Annotated in this window: 15 protein-coding genes; 4 read left to right on the top strand and 11 right to left on the bottom strand. The window is 64.4% G+C overall.

Features of this window, described 5'->3' with window-relative positions:
• Nucleotides 1-13: 13 nt before the first annotated feature.
• Nucleotides 14-1,396 (bottom strand): sodium/glutamate symporter, encoded by a 1,383-nt coding sequence (locus A5779_RS24755; RefSeq protein ID WP_064886404.1) that lies wholly within the window; start codon nt 1,394-1,396, stop codon nt 14-16.
• Nucleotides 1,397-1,638: 242 nt separating this feature from the next.
• Between A5779_RS24755 and A5779_RS24760 the strand changes: the two genes are divergently transcribed.
• The gene (locus A5779_RS24760; protein WP_064886371.1) at nt 1,639-3,075 is read left to right on the top strand and encodes a neutral zinc metallopeptidase; all 1,437 of its coding nucleotides are present in this window, start codon (nt 1,639-1,641) and stop codon (nt 3,073-3,075) included.
• 18 nt (nt 3,076-3,093) lie between these two features.
• On the opposite strand, the gene A5779_RS24765 is transcribed toward A5779_RS24760, so the two are convergent.
• Entirely contained in the window at nt 3,094-4,056 is a 963-nt protein-coding gene (locus tag A5779_RS24765) for a ribonuclease HI (protein WP_064886372.1), read from the bottom strand.
• A gap of 806 nt (nt 4,057-4,862) precedes the next feature.
• Between A5779_RS24765 and A5779_RS24775 the strand changes: the two genes are divergently transcribed.
• Together A5779_RS24775 and A5779_RS24780 are read left to right on the top strand one after the other, a co-directional pair.
• The gene (locus A5779_RS24775) at nt 4,863-5,561 is read left to right on the top strand and encodes an exodeoxyribonuclease III (RefSeq protein ID WP_064886374.1); all 699 of its coding nucleotides are present in this window, start codon (nt 4,863-4,865) and stop codon (nt 5,559-5,561) included.
• A gap of 86 nt (nt 5,562-5,647) precedes the next feature.
• Nucleotides 5,648-5,920 (top strand): hypothetical protein, encoded by a 273-nt coding sequence (locus A5779_RS24780; RefSeq protein WP_131811688.1) that lies wholly within the window; start codon nt 5,648-5,650, stop codon nt 5,918-5,920.
• Nucleotides 5,921-6,106: 186 nt separating this feature from the next.
• On the opposite strand, the gene A5779_RS24785 is transcribed toward A5779_RS24780, so the two are convergent.
• From A5779_RS24785 to A5779_RS24795, 3 genes are all read right to left on the bottom strand, one after another.
• Complete coding sequence (locus A5779_RS24785; RefSeq protein ID WP_064886376.1) at nt 6,107-6,709, bottom strand: HD domain-containing protein; 603 nt, start codon at nt 6,707-6,709, stop codon at nt 6,107-6,109.
• A gap of 111 nt (nt 6,710-6,820) precedes the next feature.
• A complete protein-coding gene (locus A5779_RS24790) occupies nt 6,821-7,636 on the bottom strand; it encodes a hypothetical protein (protein ID WP_131811689.1) in 816 nt (271 codons plus the stop codon).
• Between the two features lie 414 nt (nt 7,637-8,050).
• The gene (locus A5779_RS24795) at nt 8,051-8,857 is read right to left on the bottom strand and encodes a hypothetical protein (protein WP_064886378.1); all 807 of its coding nucleotides are present in this window, start codon (nt 8,855-8,857) and stop codon (nt 8,051-8,053) included.
• A 415-nt stretch (nt 8,858-9,272) separates the two neighbouring features.
• Between A5779_RS24795 and A5779_RS24800 the strand changes: the two genes are divergently transcribed.
• On the top strand, nt 9,273-9,668 hold the full coding sequence (locus A5779_RS24800; protein ID WP_131811690.1) for a hypothetical protein: 396 nt from the start codon (nt 9,273-9,275) through the stop codon (nt 9,666-9,668).
• Between the two features lie 165 nt (nt 9,669-9,833).
• On the opposite strand, the gene A5779_RS24805 is transcribed toward A5779_RS24800, so the two are convergent.
• The 6 genes from A5779_RS24805 to A5779_RS34125 all read right to left on the bottom strand — a co-directional run bounded on the left by A5779_RS24805 (nt 9,834) and on the right by A5779_RS34125 (nt 12,886).
• On the bottom strand, nt 9,834-10,388 hold the full coding sequence (locus A5779_RS24805; protein ID WP_082941835.1) for a hypothetical protein: 555 nt from the start codon (nt 10,386-10,388) through the stop codon (nt 9,834-9,836).
• A gap of 77 nt (nt 10,389-10,465) precedes the next feature.
• A complete protein-coding gene (locus A5779_RS24810) occupies nt 10,466-11,110 on the bottom strand; it encodes a vWA domain-containing protein (protein ID WP_064886380.1) in 645 nt (214 codons plus the stop codon).
• Between the two features lie 21 nt (nt 11,111-11,131).
• Nucleotides 11,132-11,512, bottom strand: coding sequence for a hypothetical protein (locus A5779_RS24815; RefSeq protein ID WP_064886381.1), 381 nt, complete (start codon nt 11,510-11,512; stop codon nt 11,132-11,134).
• Nucleotides 11,513-11,557: 45 nt separating this feature from the next.
• Nucleotides 11,558-11,938: a hypothetical protein gene (locus A5779_RS24820; protein ID WP_064886406.1), complete on the bottom strand. Its 381-nt coding sequence runs from the start codon at nt 11,936-11,938 to the stop codon at nt 11,558-11,560.
• A gap of 17 nt (nt 11,939-11,955) precedes the next feature.
• Nucleotides 11,956-12,345: a hypothetical protein gene (locus A5779_RS24825; protein ID WP_064886382.1), complete on the bottom strand. Its 390-nt coding sequence runs from the start codon at nt 12,343-12,345 to the stop codon at nt 11,956-11,958.
• Nucleotides 12,346-12,547: 202 nt separating this feature from the next.
• A complete protein-coding gene (locus tag A5779_RS34125; RefSeq protein WP_082941836.1) occupies nt 12,548-12,886 on the bottom strand; it encodes a LuxR C-terminal-related transcriptional regulator in 339 nt (112 codons plus the stop codon).
• Nucleotides 12,887-13,077: the final 191 nt, after the last annotated feature.

The following is a 13,077-nucleotide window of genomic DNA, read 5'->3' on the forward strand; positions in this document are numbered from 1 at the left end:
ACGCACCGCTTCGCTACGCCGCTCTGCTCGTGCTCCGGCGACGCATCCCCCACACTCCCACCAGAGCCAACAAGACGAAGCTGGCGATCGTGAAGGCGGGCAACCCAATTCCGGTGATCAGCGGTACGGACATCGCGGTGAGCAATCCGCCGCCGAGGATCGGCTCATAGGGCAACTGCTTGTACCCGTAGTCGTCAGCAGTGCTCGTGCGCCGTTCCGGGTCGACCATATCGGCCAGGACGAACCCGGTCGCGACATTGCCCTGTGACTGTCCGAAATCGGCGATCGCGTGCTCGAACCAGTGGATCGGATGAAATCGGCGTCCCAACCACAGGAGGGCCACCGTGCTCCACAGCACGCCGATCACGGTGAAGACGAGTATTGCCGGCACATTCGAGCCGAGTACCGACAAGGACATCGTGCCGATCGCGCACACCAGCAGCGCGTCCAGTGCGACCGAAGAAATGCCGGCGACCGACCGTTTGTCGATCTTGTGCGCCTGCCCCGTCCTGGTGGCCACCCACTGAACGACGAAGCCGCCGATCACCGCCAAGGGGAACAGCGGAAAGGTGTCGAAGATGTCCGAGCTGAACAGGTGCGCCGCTGCCCGCAACGACCACAGCAGCCCGACTGCCACCAGGATCGCCGCGGCGATCAACGCGAAAGCGAACGTGGCCGGATGGATGCCGGCATCGGAAACGGGCCGCTGATCGGCCGGTGAGACGTGGACGCGGTCGATGTCGTAATCCTCGGTGGCCTCGGGAACCGAGTTTCGCATCACTGTCACTTTGGGGCTGCGCACCGCCCACCGCACCAGGGCCGTTCCCACGACGACACCGGTGATCATGCTGATCGTGGCGAGCGCGAGACCCACGTCGATGAGTTCGGGAGCTCCCGCGTCGGTCAGCAGTTCGCCCATGCCGGCGATCGTGCCGTGGCCGCCGGCGAACGACATCTCCAGCAGGGAACCGGATTCGGGCGGAAGATCGAAGACGGGCTCGAGCAACAGCAGCACCGCGACGCCTCCCAAGGCGAACTGCCCCAGCGACAGGAACGTGCCGAACAGGGCGTGGGGCGCAGCGGCCTGCCACAGTTGCCTGGGCCTGGGCAGCGTTTTGCCGATCATGATCGCGCCGAACACGACGTTGATCATCAGGCCGGGCATCACCCGCCAGACGTCCACGACGGCGCTGGGGAACAGACCGTTCGTCCCGGTGATCCGGCCGAGGACCTGGGGGCCGAGCGCCAATACGAGGAATCCGGCGACGACGCTGGCCGGGATGTACAACGCCCGCAGAACACGGATGCGACGCAGCAGCCATCCGGCGATGAACATGACGCCCAGGATCGCCATCGCCAGGCCGATTGTTTGAGCGTCGGTCAGCCGCTCGATCATCGGGCGTTCCCCCATCTGCCGCGCGCGTCATCAGGACGAAGCCGCAACGGGGCGCCCGATCACCAGCGCACCGCGGGCTCGTCCGGAGTCTTCCACACCGATGATGGTCAGTCGTGCTGAGCCGAAAGCAGTTCAGGTCGGATTCACGGGGCGCGCACCGTGGATCGCCGCCGACCGCGGACGGTGCGCGTTATTGTTTGCAGGTTGGGGCGTGGCCGCTGACGCCCGAAGGTGGTGACCGGATGACCCCGTGGATCCAACGGCAGCTTCGCTGGGCTGCAATGACGTTCGTCGTCGTGTTGATGGTGTCGGGTTGCGGCTCGCGCCTTGGCGGCAAGACCGATTCCTTTGATCCCGCCGTCGTGGCGGGCATGCGCGTCACCGAAGGGCCGTCGGGGCTACGGGCAGGGGCCCCGAAGCCGGCCCGCACGGCCAAAGGCACGGATGGGGGTTCTGTCGACGTCCTTGCCGCGCAAGCGGTCAGCGACGTCGAAGACTATTGGAAGGGAGCCTGGGGCGATGCCTTCCCGGGCACGTTCTCCCCTGTGCAGCAGCTTATTTCGTGGGATTCCGAAGCCAGGGGCGGATCCTTCTGCGGATCGGGCACCGCCGGCCTGGTCAATGCCGCCTTCTGCTCAGCGGACAGTTCCATCGGGTGGGACCGCGGGGTTCTGCTGCCCGGCCTGCGCACGGCGTACGGCGATATGGCCGTCACCATGGTGCTGGCACACGAGTATGGCCACGCCGTGCAGCACCAAGCCCGACTCAACTCCCCGAACACGTCGGTACTCGTCGCCGAGCAGCAGGCCGACTGCTTCGCCGGTGCCTACATGCGCTGGGTCGCCGAAGGAAAATCGCGTCGCTTCACCTTGTCCACCGGTTCCGGACTCAACAACCAACTGGCGGGCATGTTGTCCTTCCGCGATCCCCTGCTCACCGGGAAGAGGACGCCGGCGGGCGGCGGTGGCGAACACGGCTCGGCGTTCGAGCGCATTTCGGCATTCCAGTTCGGGTTCGCCGACGGCCCGTCGGAATGCAAACGCATTGACGCCGCGGAGGTCAAGGGGCGCCGCGGCGATCTGCCGGTCGCCCTGCAGCGGGGGCAATCCGGCGAATGGCCGGTGTCGGGCGAGTCGGTGAAGTCCGTCGTCGCGGCGCTGACCATCCTGTTCAAACCGGCCGATCCGCCTGCGCTGTCATTCAATGTGGCGTCCGCAGCCAAATGCCCGGACGCGCGGCCAACGCCTCCGGTGTCCTTTTGTCCGGCGTCCAACATCATCGCCGTCGATCTGCCTGGGCTGAAGAAATTGGGCGCTCCACGCGGCGGGAACGGGCTCTCCGGTGACAACACCGCCTACTCGGTGCTGATCTCGCGCTACATGCTGGCGCTGCAGCATGCCCAGGGCCTGCCGCTGGATTCCCCCGAGGCGGGGCTGCGTACTGCCTGCCTGACGGGCGTGGCGACGGCAAAGCTGGCTCGCCAGGTCAGTACTCCAGACGGCAACACGGTGGCGCTCACCGCGGGTGATCTCGATGAGGCGGTGGCCGGTCTGCTCACCAATGGGTTGGCTGCCTCAGACGTGAACGGGAAGTCGGTGCCGGCAGGCTTTGCCCGCATCGACGCTTTCCGGGCTGGAGTGTTGGGCGACGTCCAACTCTGCCTTGCGCTGCACGTGTGATTGGGTGGGCACGCAACACTAAGCCGGCACGCGAGCGACCCGACGGAACTCCGCGGCGAACGCCTCCGCGATGCCCGCGCCGCGGCGGCGGTACTCGTCGTCATCGAGATCGGCGTCGCCGCGTCGGTACCGTGAGCCCAACCGCGCCAACGCGTCGGCGCCCTCGTTCAGTGGATCACCAGAATGACCTGGAACCCAACGCAATTCGATTCGGTTGCGTTCGACGTAGATGCGGCGTCGGGCGGCGTGCAGGCAGTGGTCGCGGTCAGGCAGCTCCGCGGGGTAGTCGGCGGGCATGGACGGCTCGCCTCGCTTCCAGCGGTTCACCGTGGCGATGGCGAGCCGGCTGTCGGACAACACCGTCAGGTGGTGGCGGGGCAACGCGGACACCGCGGCGCCGATCGCGCGCAGCTCGGCAACGAGCACCGGTTCGGTACCGACTCGTCTGGGCGACGACCGGTACCCGGCCAGACCGTGGTCCCCGGACGAAGCGAGCCAACCGAACCCGGCGTGCCGGTGCCGCACCGAGCCGTCGGTCGCCACGGTGACGGGCCCGCCGTCGACAGGTCGCGACGACGGGTGCGGCACCGGCTGCGCCGGGCAGGCGTTCTGCAGGCACGCGACGGCAGCCGCCAGCAGTGACCGATCAGCGTGGTCAGGGCGTTCGATCCACCAGTCCCTCGCCGCCTCGGAGAGCTGCCCGGCGTAGCGCCACAGCGGACTCCCACAGGACAGGTTCACGACGAATCGGAACCGCTTCGGCTCCGGGTGTCCGGCGCGGACCGCGTCGATGGCATCCAGCACCGCCACCTCCGGATTGGGCGCCGCCACCGCTCCTGCGCACGACCAGGACTCCCCCACCGCGGCATACCGGTAGCCGAACGCTGTCTCGCCAACCGCGATCGCGATGGTCTCGGCAGGGCGCGGCCGCGCGAACACCAGGTCGACGCGCCTGGGTCGTGCCTGAGGTACCTGAACCATCGCTCACCTCCCGCGAGTTTCGATGCGCAGACAGTAGAGGCGGGCACCGACAATGCCCCGGTGCGCGGGACGCGGATCCGGGAAGTCGCCAGCAAGAACCGCTCGCAGCGAATGCGCTCGCAGCGCCCTTACCCCGGTTAGCCTGATTCGGTCGAAGGGAAATCCATGGGTCTGCGAGTACGGGCTAATGGACGGTGTGGGGTCGAAAGTGACCGGGCCGCGGCGCATAGAAGCGTTCATGGGATCACCGTGCCGGGGTTGTGCTGGGCAGTCGACGCGAAGGTCGAAACGAGCAGCAGCCGTCAGTTGCACGAGGGTTCCATAGTCAGGTACTGGCAGACTCGATCCGAGGCCGAAGCTGATGCCGCGTCGATCGCTCAGGGCGGCGAGTTCTACAAGGACACAGGCCGGCGCTACTTCGACGCAGTTGTTACGGAAGCGGAAGCCTACTGGGAATGACTCCAAGGATTGCGGCCAGCCCGTACAGGTCATCGCGCTACGAAACCGCCATCCAGGAAAACAATCAACGATGCACCGCCGGTTTCCGATCCCCTGCCCCGCGAGAGAAAAGACGACGAGTCGATTCGGAGCCGCTGCACGTCAAACCGCGTCGCGCTCTCGCCATCACGTGACCCGAAGGTGTACCCACGCGACCAGATGTCGACCGTGCTGTTCCTGCGGCTGCCACCCGCACGCATATTTCCAACCTTTACAAGTGCCTGCGGAAGACTTCGGCGGCTTGTCGGTGCCCCCGTCCATACTGATCGGCTCGCTGGAGATTCCATGCCGAGCGAGAGGACTCCGGCATGACGATCCGCATCGCGACACTGAACATCCGCCACGGTGGCAGCAAGTTCGGTGATGCGCTCACCGCCCGGCTGCTCGGCTACGACGCCGATCTGCTCGTGGTCACCGAGTTCCGGGCCAACGACGCGGGTACCGCGCTGGTCGCCCAGCTCGAACGCGGCGGGTATGAGACCTCGCACACCCTGGCCGATCCGAAGCAGAACGGCGTGCTCGTCGCCTCCCGCACTCCCATCGATCGGGCGGCGCCGTTCACCCGGGAGCTGCCCGCTCGGCACCTATGGTGCGCTGAGTTCGACGGCGTGATCGTGTGCGGGGTCTACCTGCCGCAGGCCCACGCGAAGCTACCCTACTGGGAGGCCCTGATCGACCGCGCCCGCAACAGCGGTGTCGACCTCCTCATCGGTGACTTCAACACGGGCAACAACGATCTCGACAAAGACCCCAAGGGCACGAAGTTCATCGGACCCGAGATGCCCGGTCGCCTCATCGCCACCGGATACGCCGACGTGTGGCGGTCTCTGCACCCCACCACCCGCGAGTACTCCTGGTTCAGCCGCCCTGGCGACAACGGGTTTCGCCTCGACTACATCTTCGCCGCGCCGGAGTTCGCTCAACGCGTCCAGGCGTGCCAATTCGACCACGCGCCGCGGCTCGCCGGCGAGACCGACCATTCGGCGCTCGTCGCCTCGTTCGACTAGAAGCCAACCAACGGAAGGGGACCATGAGCGATCAGAGGGATGCGCCGCGTCGCCGGTGGCCGCTGAGCCTCATCCGTGGATCGAAAATGACTGACCCGCACCGTGTTCGCGTGACCGTGACGTTCTACATGAGCTCCGACGTGGGGACCGTTGAGCTCGCGGTGCACGGGTATGAGATCGGGGTGACCCCGCACAAAGCCCTGGACCGCACCAAGGAATACGTTCTCGTGCAGCTGCACCGGGTGATCACGCAGCGGGGTGGAACGTTCGAGCGGTGGTGGGCCGAAGACGACGACGGCAAGGTCCTCGAATCACGCGACGACTACCAACGGCCCCGCCGGCCGCGGATGTGGAGCTAGCGTCGGCCGCAACCCGACCACGCCCCCAAAGCCCGCGGGCCGTGGTCAGTGGTAACAAAGCTTCGTGCCCGACGACGCCATCGATCCTCTGCTGACCGGTCAACGCGCGGTAGCGATCTTAGAGACCGGTGTCCGGGTCGCGACGTACAAGCTGGCCCCTTCTTGCAGGTCAGGTCGCTGTCGCAACTAAGTGCGCACAGTAGGACCGGCTAGCGCCGCAATCTGCTCCACGGTGTACCGGAGCTCATCCACCAGCCAACTGTCACTCCGCTCCTCGAACACCTCCAGCAGGCTGCGGTAGTACCACAGATGCTGTTGCGGATCCTTGACGTTGAAGCGTTGCCAGAGGTGGTCACCGTGCAAACGCAGGTCGCGGAGAATCGCCCGGGCGTTGTCAACCTTGTCGGCCAGCGATACGAGGACGGCGTCGTCGGAGGCGCCCCGCAAGTGCGCGATATAACGTTCCTTACGATCACGCCACGGCGGTTTCGGTATCTCATCCGTATCGCTGCATTCGGATACGATCTTGGCCACGGCCGAACCGAACCGGGATTCGATCTCGTCCAAAGTCGGCTTTCCGCCCTGGTCTTCGACGGCGTCGTGGAGAAGACCCGCGATCGCCTGCGTCTGGCTGCCGCCGGCTTCGATCACCAGTGCCGACACCGACATCAGATGTCCGAAGTACGGGATGTCCCCGCCTTTCCGGGTCTGCGTCGCATGTAGTTTTGCCGCGTAATTCATAGCCTCTGCGAACGCGTCGCCGAGCTTCGGTGTGGTTGTCGACTCCATCTGCGCTCTTTCCCGATCGTCGACTTCAGTGTCCCAGAGGGGTATGACATCCGGTGGAGAAGTGGAACCGTCGCTGAGTATCCGGTCCAACCAGAGCGGTCTATTCAATCTTCAGGCCCGGCGTGGCCCCCGAATCAGGTCGTTTTCGGCACGTGCCCGCGCGCTCTTCCAGGTGTCTCGCTCAAGCCTGGCTTTGGTCCGCACGAGCCAATCTCCGGATTGGGCGCTGTCGTCGAACGGCTCCATAGTTCGCAGCACTTCTGCTCGGGGTTGCTCGACCCCGCTGCGCATCTCCAAGGCGAGGGCGATGACGCGACAATCCCGCCGCAGGCGCGCCATGATTCGGCACGCCTCGGACATACGCCCCGCGACGAGTGCGGCCTGAACTTTCAGCAACTCGTTGCGCAATTTTCCCAAATCGACAAGCGCCGCCTGCCCATTTCGGGATCTGCCCAGGACGGCCGCCCAGTCGCGCAAGGCAGCGATCACCCGCCGAACACATTGGTCGAGTAGGTCCGTGCGCCACGAGTCCGCTCCATCGGCAAGCTGAGGGGGAGGCTCGTGGCGACGTGGATCGGTGGGCGACGGACCACCTGTCTCGGCCCGATTGAGCAGTTCGCGCCGGTCCCGTAGCCACCTCAACGGGCGGCCATTTGCCGACCAATCGCCCCACTGCACGGGATCTGGCGGTTTCGGCGCCGACGCCAAAGCAAGTGCAACCTCGATGTCCACGACGTGATCGACGATGCCGCCCATCCCCGCGGCGGTGACATTGTCGTCGAGCTCGGACTGCACCCGAGTGTCATGCACCTCGAACGCAAGAAACCCGACGCCGACGAGAAGCAGCGAGCTCAACACAGCGCTCAGCACCGAGTGATCTGCCCAGAACTTCGACAGCACGCCCAAGGGCCAGTCCGTGAGCAACATGGCCAACAGCCCGCATCCACAAGCAACCGCAAGGGCAACGAGCCAGCACCTGTTCACACGACCAAAATGGATACCTGCTACCAGCAAGAAGACGGCGCACGACGCGGTGAGCACCGCGACCAGCTCGACGGTGTTCACGCTGGAGCGTCCAACCGCACATCAGCTGCACACATCAGTTGCCCCCTTGCCTGATGTTTGGACGGTAACAGGGTCCAACGATCATGTGTGAGAAGCAGTCCGGAACGCGGAGCAGTACACCTTGCCGTCACGCGGGAAGGAGCCGGCAACGTCCATACACCAAAGATCGATTGGCCCGGTGCCGGCGAAACGTCGGTCGACCAGGTCAGCCGGGGTGTCGAAATCGAGCGGGTGGGGCTTTCGCCGCCCGTGCGAGTTAGCCCCGCCATGGGAATGTCACGTCCGCTGACCTCCCGCGTCACGGGCCTGCTGAATCTGGTGCTTGATTTCCCGATAGGCCCGCACGCGTGCCATCACCGCATCCACCGCCGAATCCTGCTGCGTGGTTTCCGGGGTGGCCTCGATGCCGTAGAGCATGGCGCTCAACTTCGCGTGCAACTCGGCGCGCTGTTCTGCGACCCGGGCGTCCTCACGTTCGGTGCGTAGCGACTTGTCGATGAGTTGCGCTTCCTTGGCGCACTTTCCGACGAGCTCCACCCGTTCGATCGCAGCGACTTCCAGGGTGGCAGCGGTGGTCTTGGCCTCGGCGAGGATCTTGCGGTCCTCGGCGCTGGGCTTGTCCAGTGCCGACAGCTTTCCGATGACGCCGCGTAGCGCGTGCGCTTTCTCGAAGTTGTCGGTGATGCCCTTGATGTCGGCGCTGAAGTCGACGTCGCCCAGCCATCCCGCGCGGGCGGCTTCGGATGCGGCGACCTCCTTCACCGCGCTCAGCGCGGATTCGACGAGTGCAGCATTCTGCTTGCCGAGCGTGTCGATGCGCCGCTGCTTCTCCTTTCGAACCCTTTCTTCGCGTTGATGTTTGGCGTTAGCGGCCGTCGCGGCTTGCTGTGCACGGTCCCGCTGTTGCTTCTCATATCCGTACTTCTCAAGCGCAACTACGCCTTTGTACGCAAGCCAGCACACCAGTCCGGCCACGATGGCGACGCCGAGGGCGATCCAGACCGGCTTCGGAACCAGCGCGATCAGTACGAAGACGAAGAAGATGAGCCCGCCCACGCCCGAGGAGTTCTTGTTGCTGCTCATCGGTGTCCTTGAAAGTTCATCACGCGTCTCCATCCGTCAGGCTCAGATGCCCGCGGGTGGCGAGCTGATCAGGATCGCATGGGGTACCGACAAGTCCGACTCACACGGATCGCGGGCTCTGGCAGCGGGGTCTGGACGCCGATCCAAGAGACAAGCCGGAGTGTTTTCGCGAGTGACTGCGGGTCATTGATCGGACTACAAAGTTCTCACAAGATTGGACTCATCGGCAGGTCGATGCCGGGCGACCGCTCGAAACGTCTCACCCCCGAGCATCGGGCCTATCGCATCGACAGCAAATCTCAACCGGCCCTGTCGGCGTCTCTCAGTAATATTGAAATATGCAGGAACACAGAGCTATCTACCCAACACTGACCGTGATCTCATCCAGATTTCCTCAATCAGCTACCCAGATTATGTGTTTCGAGAGCGCGCGGAAATCCCGATCGAGGGCGTGGGTGTCGTGCAGGTGGTCACCGAGGTATCAACAGCCGATCTGAGGTACGGGTTCACCGACGTGGTCCTCGCTCGCTACCAGGATGGGGAACTGACTTCACCCGTCCCGCTCGCCGGTTCGGTGTGCGAGAGCACGGTGGCGGGGTGCATGCACGAGAACTGGTGCGACGTGGAGAGGTTGATCCGGTGCATTCGCGGAGACACCAAGACCCTTTACGTCCTGGACATCGACTGGGAGATCGACGAGTGTCATCCCGATCCAGGGCTGACACACACCTCGCATCCTGGAGATCGCCGAACTCGCGAAGGCCAGGCCGGGCCAGTGGATAGCGTTCTGCTCGGGCAGGGCCGCCCCTGACTGTCGCTTGCGACTTGTCGAGAGCTTGGCCAAGCTCGCCGCCGCCGTCGACATCCTTCTAGCCACCCGCGGCGACACGGATAATGCGGCTGCACAACGAGCACGCCGGAAGTACCTGGGCGGCAGCAAGAAAGCGCGTGCCGCTGCTACATGAGCAGCGACCGGTCAGTGGCATTCATCGCATACTCCCGTCGCGGGCAGCGTGATGAAGTGAACCGGGCAGAGCTTGGGCGGTTCCGCCAATTTGGCCTGTGCGCGTTTCCACTCTTGCGCCGATTTGGCCTTGGGTGTCAGCGTTGGCTCACCACCGCCTGGCGGCAACTCTGCGCCGAAGTGCCGGTAGCACTCAAGCCGCATCTGGGCCGCATGATCGTTCAGTTGCTCTGGGCTCATCGACTCGACGTCACCGATCAGTAGTGGGACGTTGCTGTAACCGGTTCCGACGGTGCCGTCTGCGGTGACGCACAGAGCGCTGAGATGCGGGATGCCGTGGTCGCGACAGTGGTAGATGACCCGCTGCAACAGACCGCCAATCCAGTTCGTCAACAACCCCTTGTGTCCGATCCCCGAGCGGGTTTGGACTGCGTTGGACAGTTCGGTATACGTGACGAAGCCGTTGTACTTCTTCGCGGTATCCATCAGAACTTCGATTGCGATCGGCTCCCACGCGTCGAGTGCGTCATTCATGGACACGAACCCGCCATCCCTGTCGTAGGGCATGCTTCCTCCTCAGTGACACCCGTCCCACGTCTTGCTAGTCGCACAGCGGGCACACTGCAACACCCGGCCGCTGAGGATCAGCCGTCGGACAAGCCGGCGCGTTGTTCGTCCGTGAACGCGGGCATGGCGGCGACCGGGTCGACGAGCTTGTCGCCGCGGTATCTGCGCACGTTCCCGGAGGCCGCAACCCATGCGTCGCGGGATTTTCCTCGCGCATAGGTGACGGACTGCTCGGCTTTGACGCCCAGGCCCTCTCCGACCTCCACCGCGTCTTGATCGGCGCCCATGTAGAGGAACGCCCAGCCGTGGTCGTTGGTTTGTTGCTCGACAAGGGATTTGATGGCCGGTCGCTGCCATTCAACGCTGGCGTTCTCCAGACCGTCGGTCATGATCGCCACGACCACCGTGCCCGGTTTGTCGTCCTCGCGCAGCGCATCGATCTCGGCGGCGGTGTCGGTGATGAGCTTGCCCATCGAGTCCAGCAGCGCTGTGCAGCCGCGTGGAGACAGGTCCAACTGTGGCACCTGCCCCAGCGGAATGCCGCGGTAGACGACTTCGTACTCGTCGTCGAACTGCGCCAAGGTCACGACGCACTCGCCGTCGGCGTCACGCTGTTCGGTGAGGAAGGCGTGGAACCCGCCGATGACGTCAGACTTGATCGACTGCATCGACCCTGACCGGTCGAGCAGGAACACGAGGTGGCTGAGATTCGAGTTGGCCATGATGGAGCCTTTCTGGAAATACTAGGAAAGCTTGTTGTTTCGGCGCGGTTTGAACCGCATCGGTTCGGATGGCGCTGCCGGCGGCAGCGGGGTGTTGGCCCATTTGTCGTTGCGGGCGCGTTTGACATCGTCGGCAGTGACGCGGCGTTCAGTTGTTGCGTACGGAGCCAACCTGGCGGTGTTGGCCAGGCGAGGCCCAACGGCGTTTTCGGTGAGGCCAGCACTCTTTCCCGCTGCCGCAATGGACATTTCGTCGTCCACGACGGCACGAGCTAGCTGCTCGTCGAGCAACTTGCCGACCTCTGTCAGAACGAGCCGCAGGTACTGCAGGGCCTGGGCAGCAGTGTCGGCGCCTTCCGCGTGGGCCAGGTGGTTGCGAATCTGCTCGTAGGAGTTCGACATGACCAACGATAGCGCAGATACTGCGGCCTCCGCAATAACTGCGGATTATTCGCGGCGCAGCAGCCGCGCAACACGAGATCCGAGGATCTTGTCCGCCGGATACCGATCAAGCTGATCGAGTGTGAGGCAGCGCTCCGGTCGGAGAATCAGGGTCAGGTCCTCCGGCGAGACCTGCGGCACCTCCAGGGCGACTTCCCGGGCCTCATCGATGTCGATGTTCTCGTGGACCCAAAGCCCGGGTCCTTCCTGGCGGTGATGGTCCTCAGTCACAACCCAATTGGCGAGAAATATCCGCCGATCCGGGATCAGTGTCCACACTTTGGATCGGTCGATGACTGCACGCGCTTCCGGCCGGCTGATGGCCAGCCACTGAGGACTGCCATCATCGATGCGGTTGAGGCGCCAGTATTCCCAGCCGTAGTTCACGGCCCGACTCGTGTACTTCACAGCGTGGTGACCCTTTCCAGGACAGCCGGGCGATCTTGCACCACCACGACATCACGGAATAGCGCGAGCAATGCGCAGACGAACGCCGACCGCATTACCTTCAGATCGTTGAGCAGTTCGATGTGGCTGAGAGTTCCGTTCTTACACAACTGCTCCCAGGCCGCGACGATCATCCATGCCGCTACCAGCTGAGGTCCTGCCCCACGTTCCCGGGACCGCTCCGTCTCCACCCGCACCCCCGTGCGGTCGAACGCCGCCACCCAGTTGGTGCGCTTGTTGCTCAACGTCTCGATGGCATCGCCTCCGGTGACGACTTCCGTAATGCGGTCCAACAGGTCGTCGTCGAGTTCGGCCGCATAGTTGCGGCCGTGCCGTGGATGTGTCATTGCCCTACCTCTCGCAGTGAATGGCACTGCCTGTGAGCAGGCAGCCGCACAGGATGACAGCGGCCACCGACACATTTGCGAATTCGCGGAGCAGAAGTGCGGTTGGCATGTCGTACCGCGGGGTGTGCTGGTAGGCCGTCACGGCAGGAGCCTCCAAACCGATGCTGCCTCCACCGGAGAGCCGGTCCCGGCCTTCCGCAGTTCACAGCTCGTCCAGTCCGATGTAGCCGTCCTGGATGGCGCGAGCGGCGAGTGCAGCCTTGGTACGTGCCGGGCGCCCGGCATGGGCGTACTTTTCCCGGATCCGTTCCAGATAGGTCCGCACCGTGCTCGGTGCGAGGAACAGCTCCTGGCCGACCGCAGTCTTGCTGTCAGTCTTCAGCCAGGTGACGAGGATCTCCAGTTCGCGGGTGGAAAGCTGTACCCGTGTAGTCGATCCGGAAGCTGCGGGCGCCACATCGATGGGTGGGCGAATCGAGCTTGCGGCACGAATGTGACGGTGACACGTGGTCGGGTGAGCGTGGTCCAGGCAGGCGGTCATCGTGTGCTCCAGTCGTTGTTCGTAGTCGCTCGCACACGCGAGCCGAACAGAATGACAGTGCCCTCCGACAAGTTCTCGTCGTGACGGCGACAGATGCCAGGCCGGAGAAAACTGGCCGCTCGACCGACAGCGCAAGCTACCCCCTGCCAAGTACTGTGCAAGCCCACAGGAGACATCGCGACGTGCGATCA

Source organism: Mycolicibacterium peregrinum, assembly GCF_001665625.1.
Classification (GTDB): domain Bacteria; phylum Actinomycetota; class Actinomycetes; order Mycobacteriales; family Mycobacteriaceae; genus Mycobacterium; species Mycobacterium peregrinum_B.

Bases quoted from the DNA above. Each gene is read 5' to 3' on its own strand.
- A5779_RS24785 (WP_064886376.1), bottom strand. From the start codon at position 6,709: ATGGAGTCGACAACCACACCGAAGCTCGGCGACGCGTTCGCAGAGGCT.
- A5779_RS24765 (WP_064886372.1), bottom strand. From the start codon at position 4,056: ATGGTTCAGGTACCTCAGGCACGACCCAGGCGCGTCGACCTGGTGTTC.
- A5779_RS24805 (WP_082941835.1), bottom strand. From the start codon at position 10,388: ATGCCCTACGACAGGGATGGCGGGTTCGTGTCCATGAATGACGCACTC.
- A5779_RS24775 (WP_064886374.1), top strand. From the start codon at position 4,863: ATGACGATCCGCATCGCGACACTGAACATCCGCCACGGTGGCAGCAAG.
- A5779_RS24790 (WP_131811689.1), bottom strand. From the start codon at position 7,636: ATGTTGCTCACGGACTGGCCCTTGGGCGTGCTGTCGAAGTTCTGGGCA.
- A5779_RS24825 (WP_064886382.1), bottom strand. From the start codon at position 12,345: ATGACACATCCACGGCACGGCCGCAACTATGCGGCCGAACTCGACGAC.
- A5779_RS24815 (WP_064886381.1), bottom strand. From the start codon at position 11,512: ATGTCGAACTCCTACGAGCAGATTCGCAACCACCTGGCCCACGCGGAA.
- A5779_RS24810 (WP_064886380.1), bottom strand. From the start codon at position 11,110: ATGGCCAACTCGAATCTCAGCCACCTCGTGTTCCTGCTCGACCGGTCA.
- A5779_RS24760 (WP_064886371.1), top strand. From the start codon at position 1,639: ATGACCCCGTGGATCCAACGGCAGCTTCGCTGGGCTGCAATGACGTTC.
- A5779_RS24795 (WP_064886378.1), bottom strand. From the start codon at position 8,857: ATGAGCAGCAACAAGAACTCCTCGGGCGTGGGCGGGCTCATCTTCTTC.
- A5779_RS24780 (WP_131811688.1), top strand. From the start codon at position 5,648: ATGACTGACCCGCACCGTGTTCGCGTGACCGTGACGTTCTACATGAGC.
- A5779_RS24755 (WP_064886404.1), bottom strand. From the start codon at position 1,396: ATGATCGAGCGGCTGACCGACGCTCAAACAATCGGCCTGGCGATGGCG.
- A5779_RS34125 (WP_082941836.1), bottom strand. From the start codon at position 12,886: ATGACCGCCTGCCTGGACCACGCTCACCCGACCACGTGTCACCGTCAC.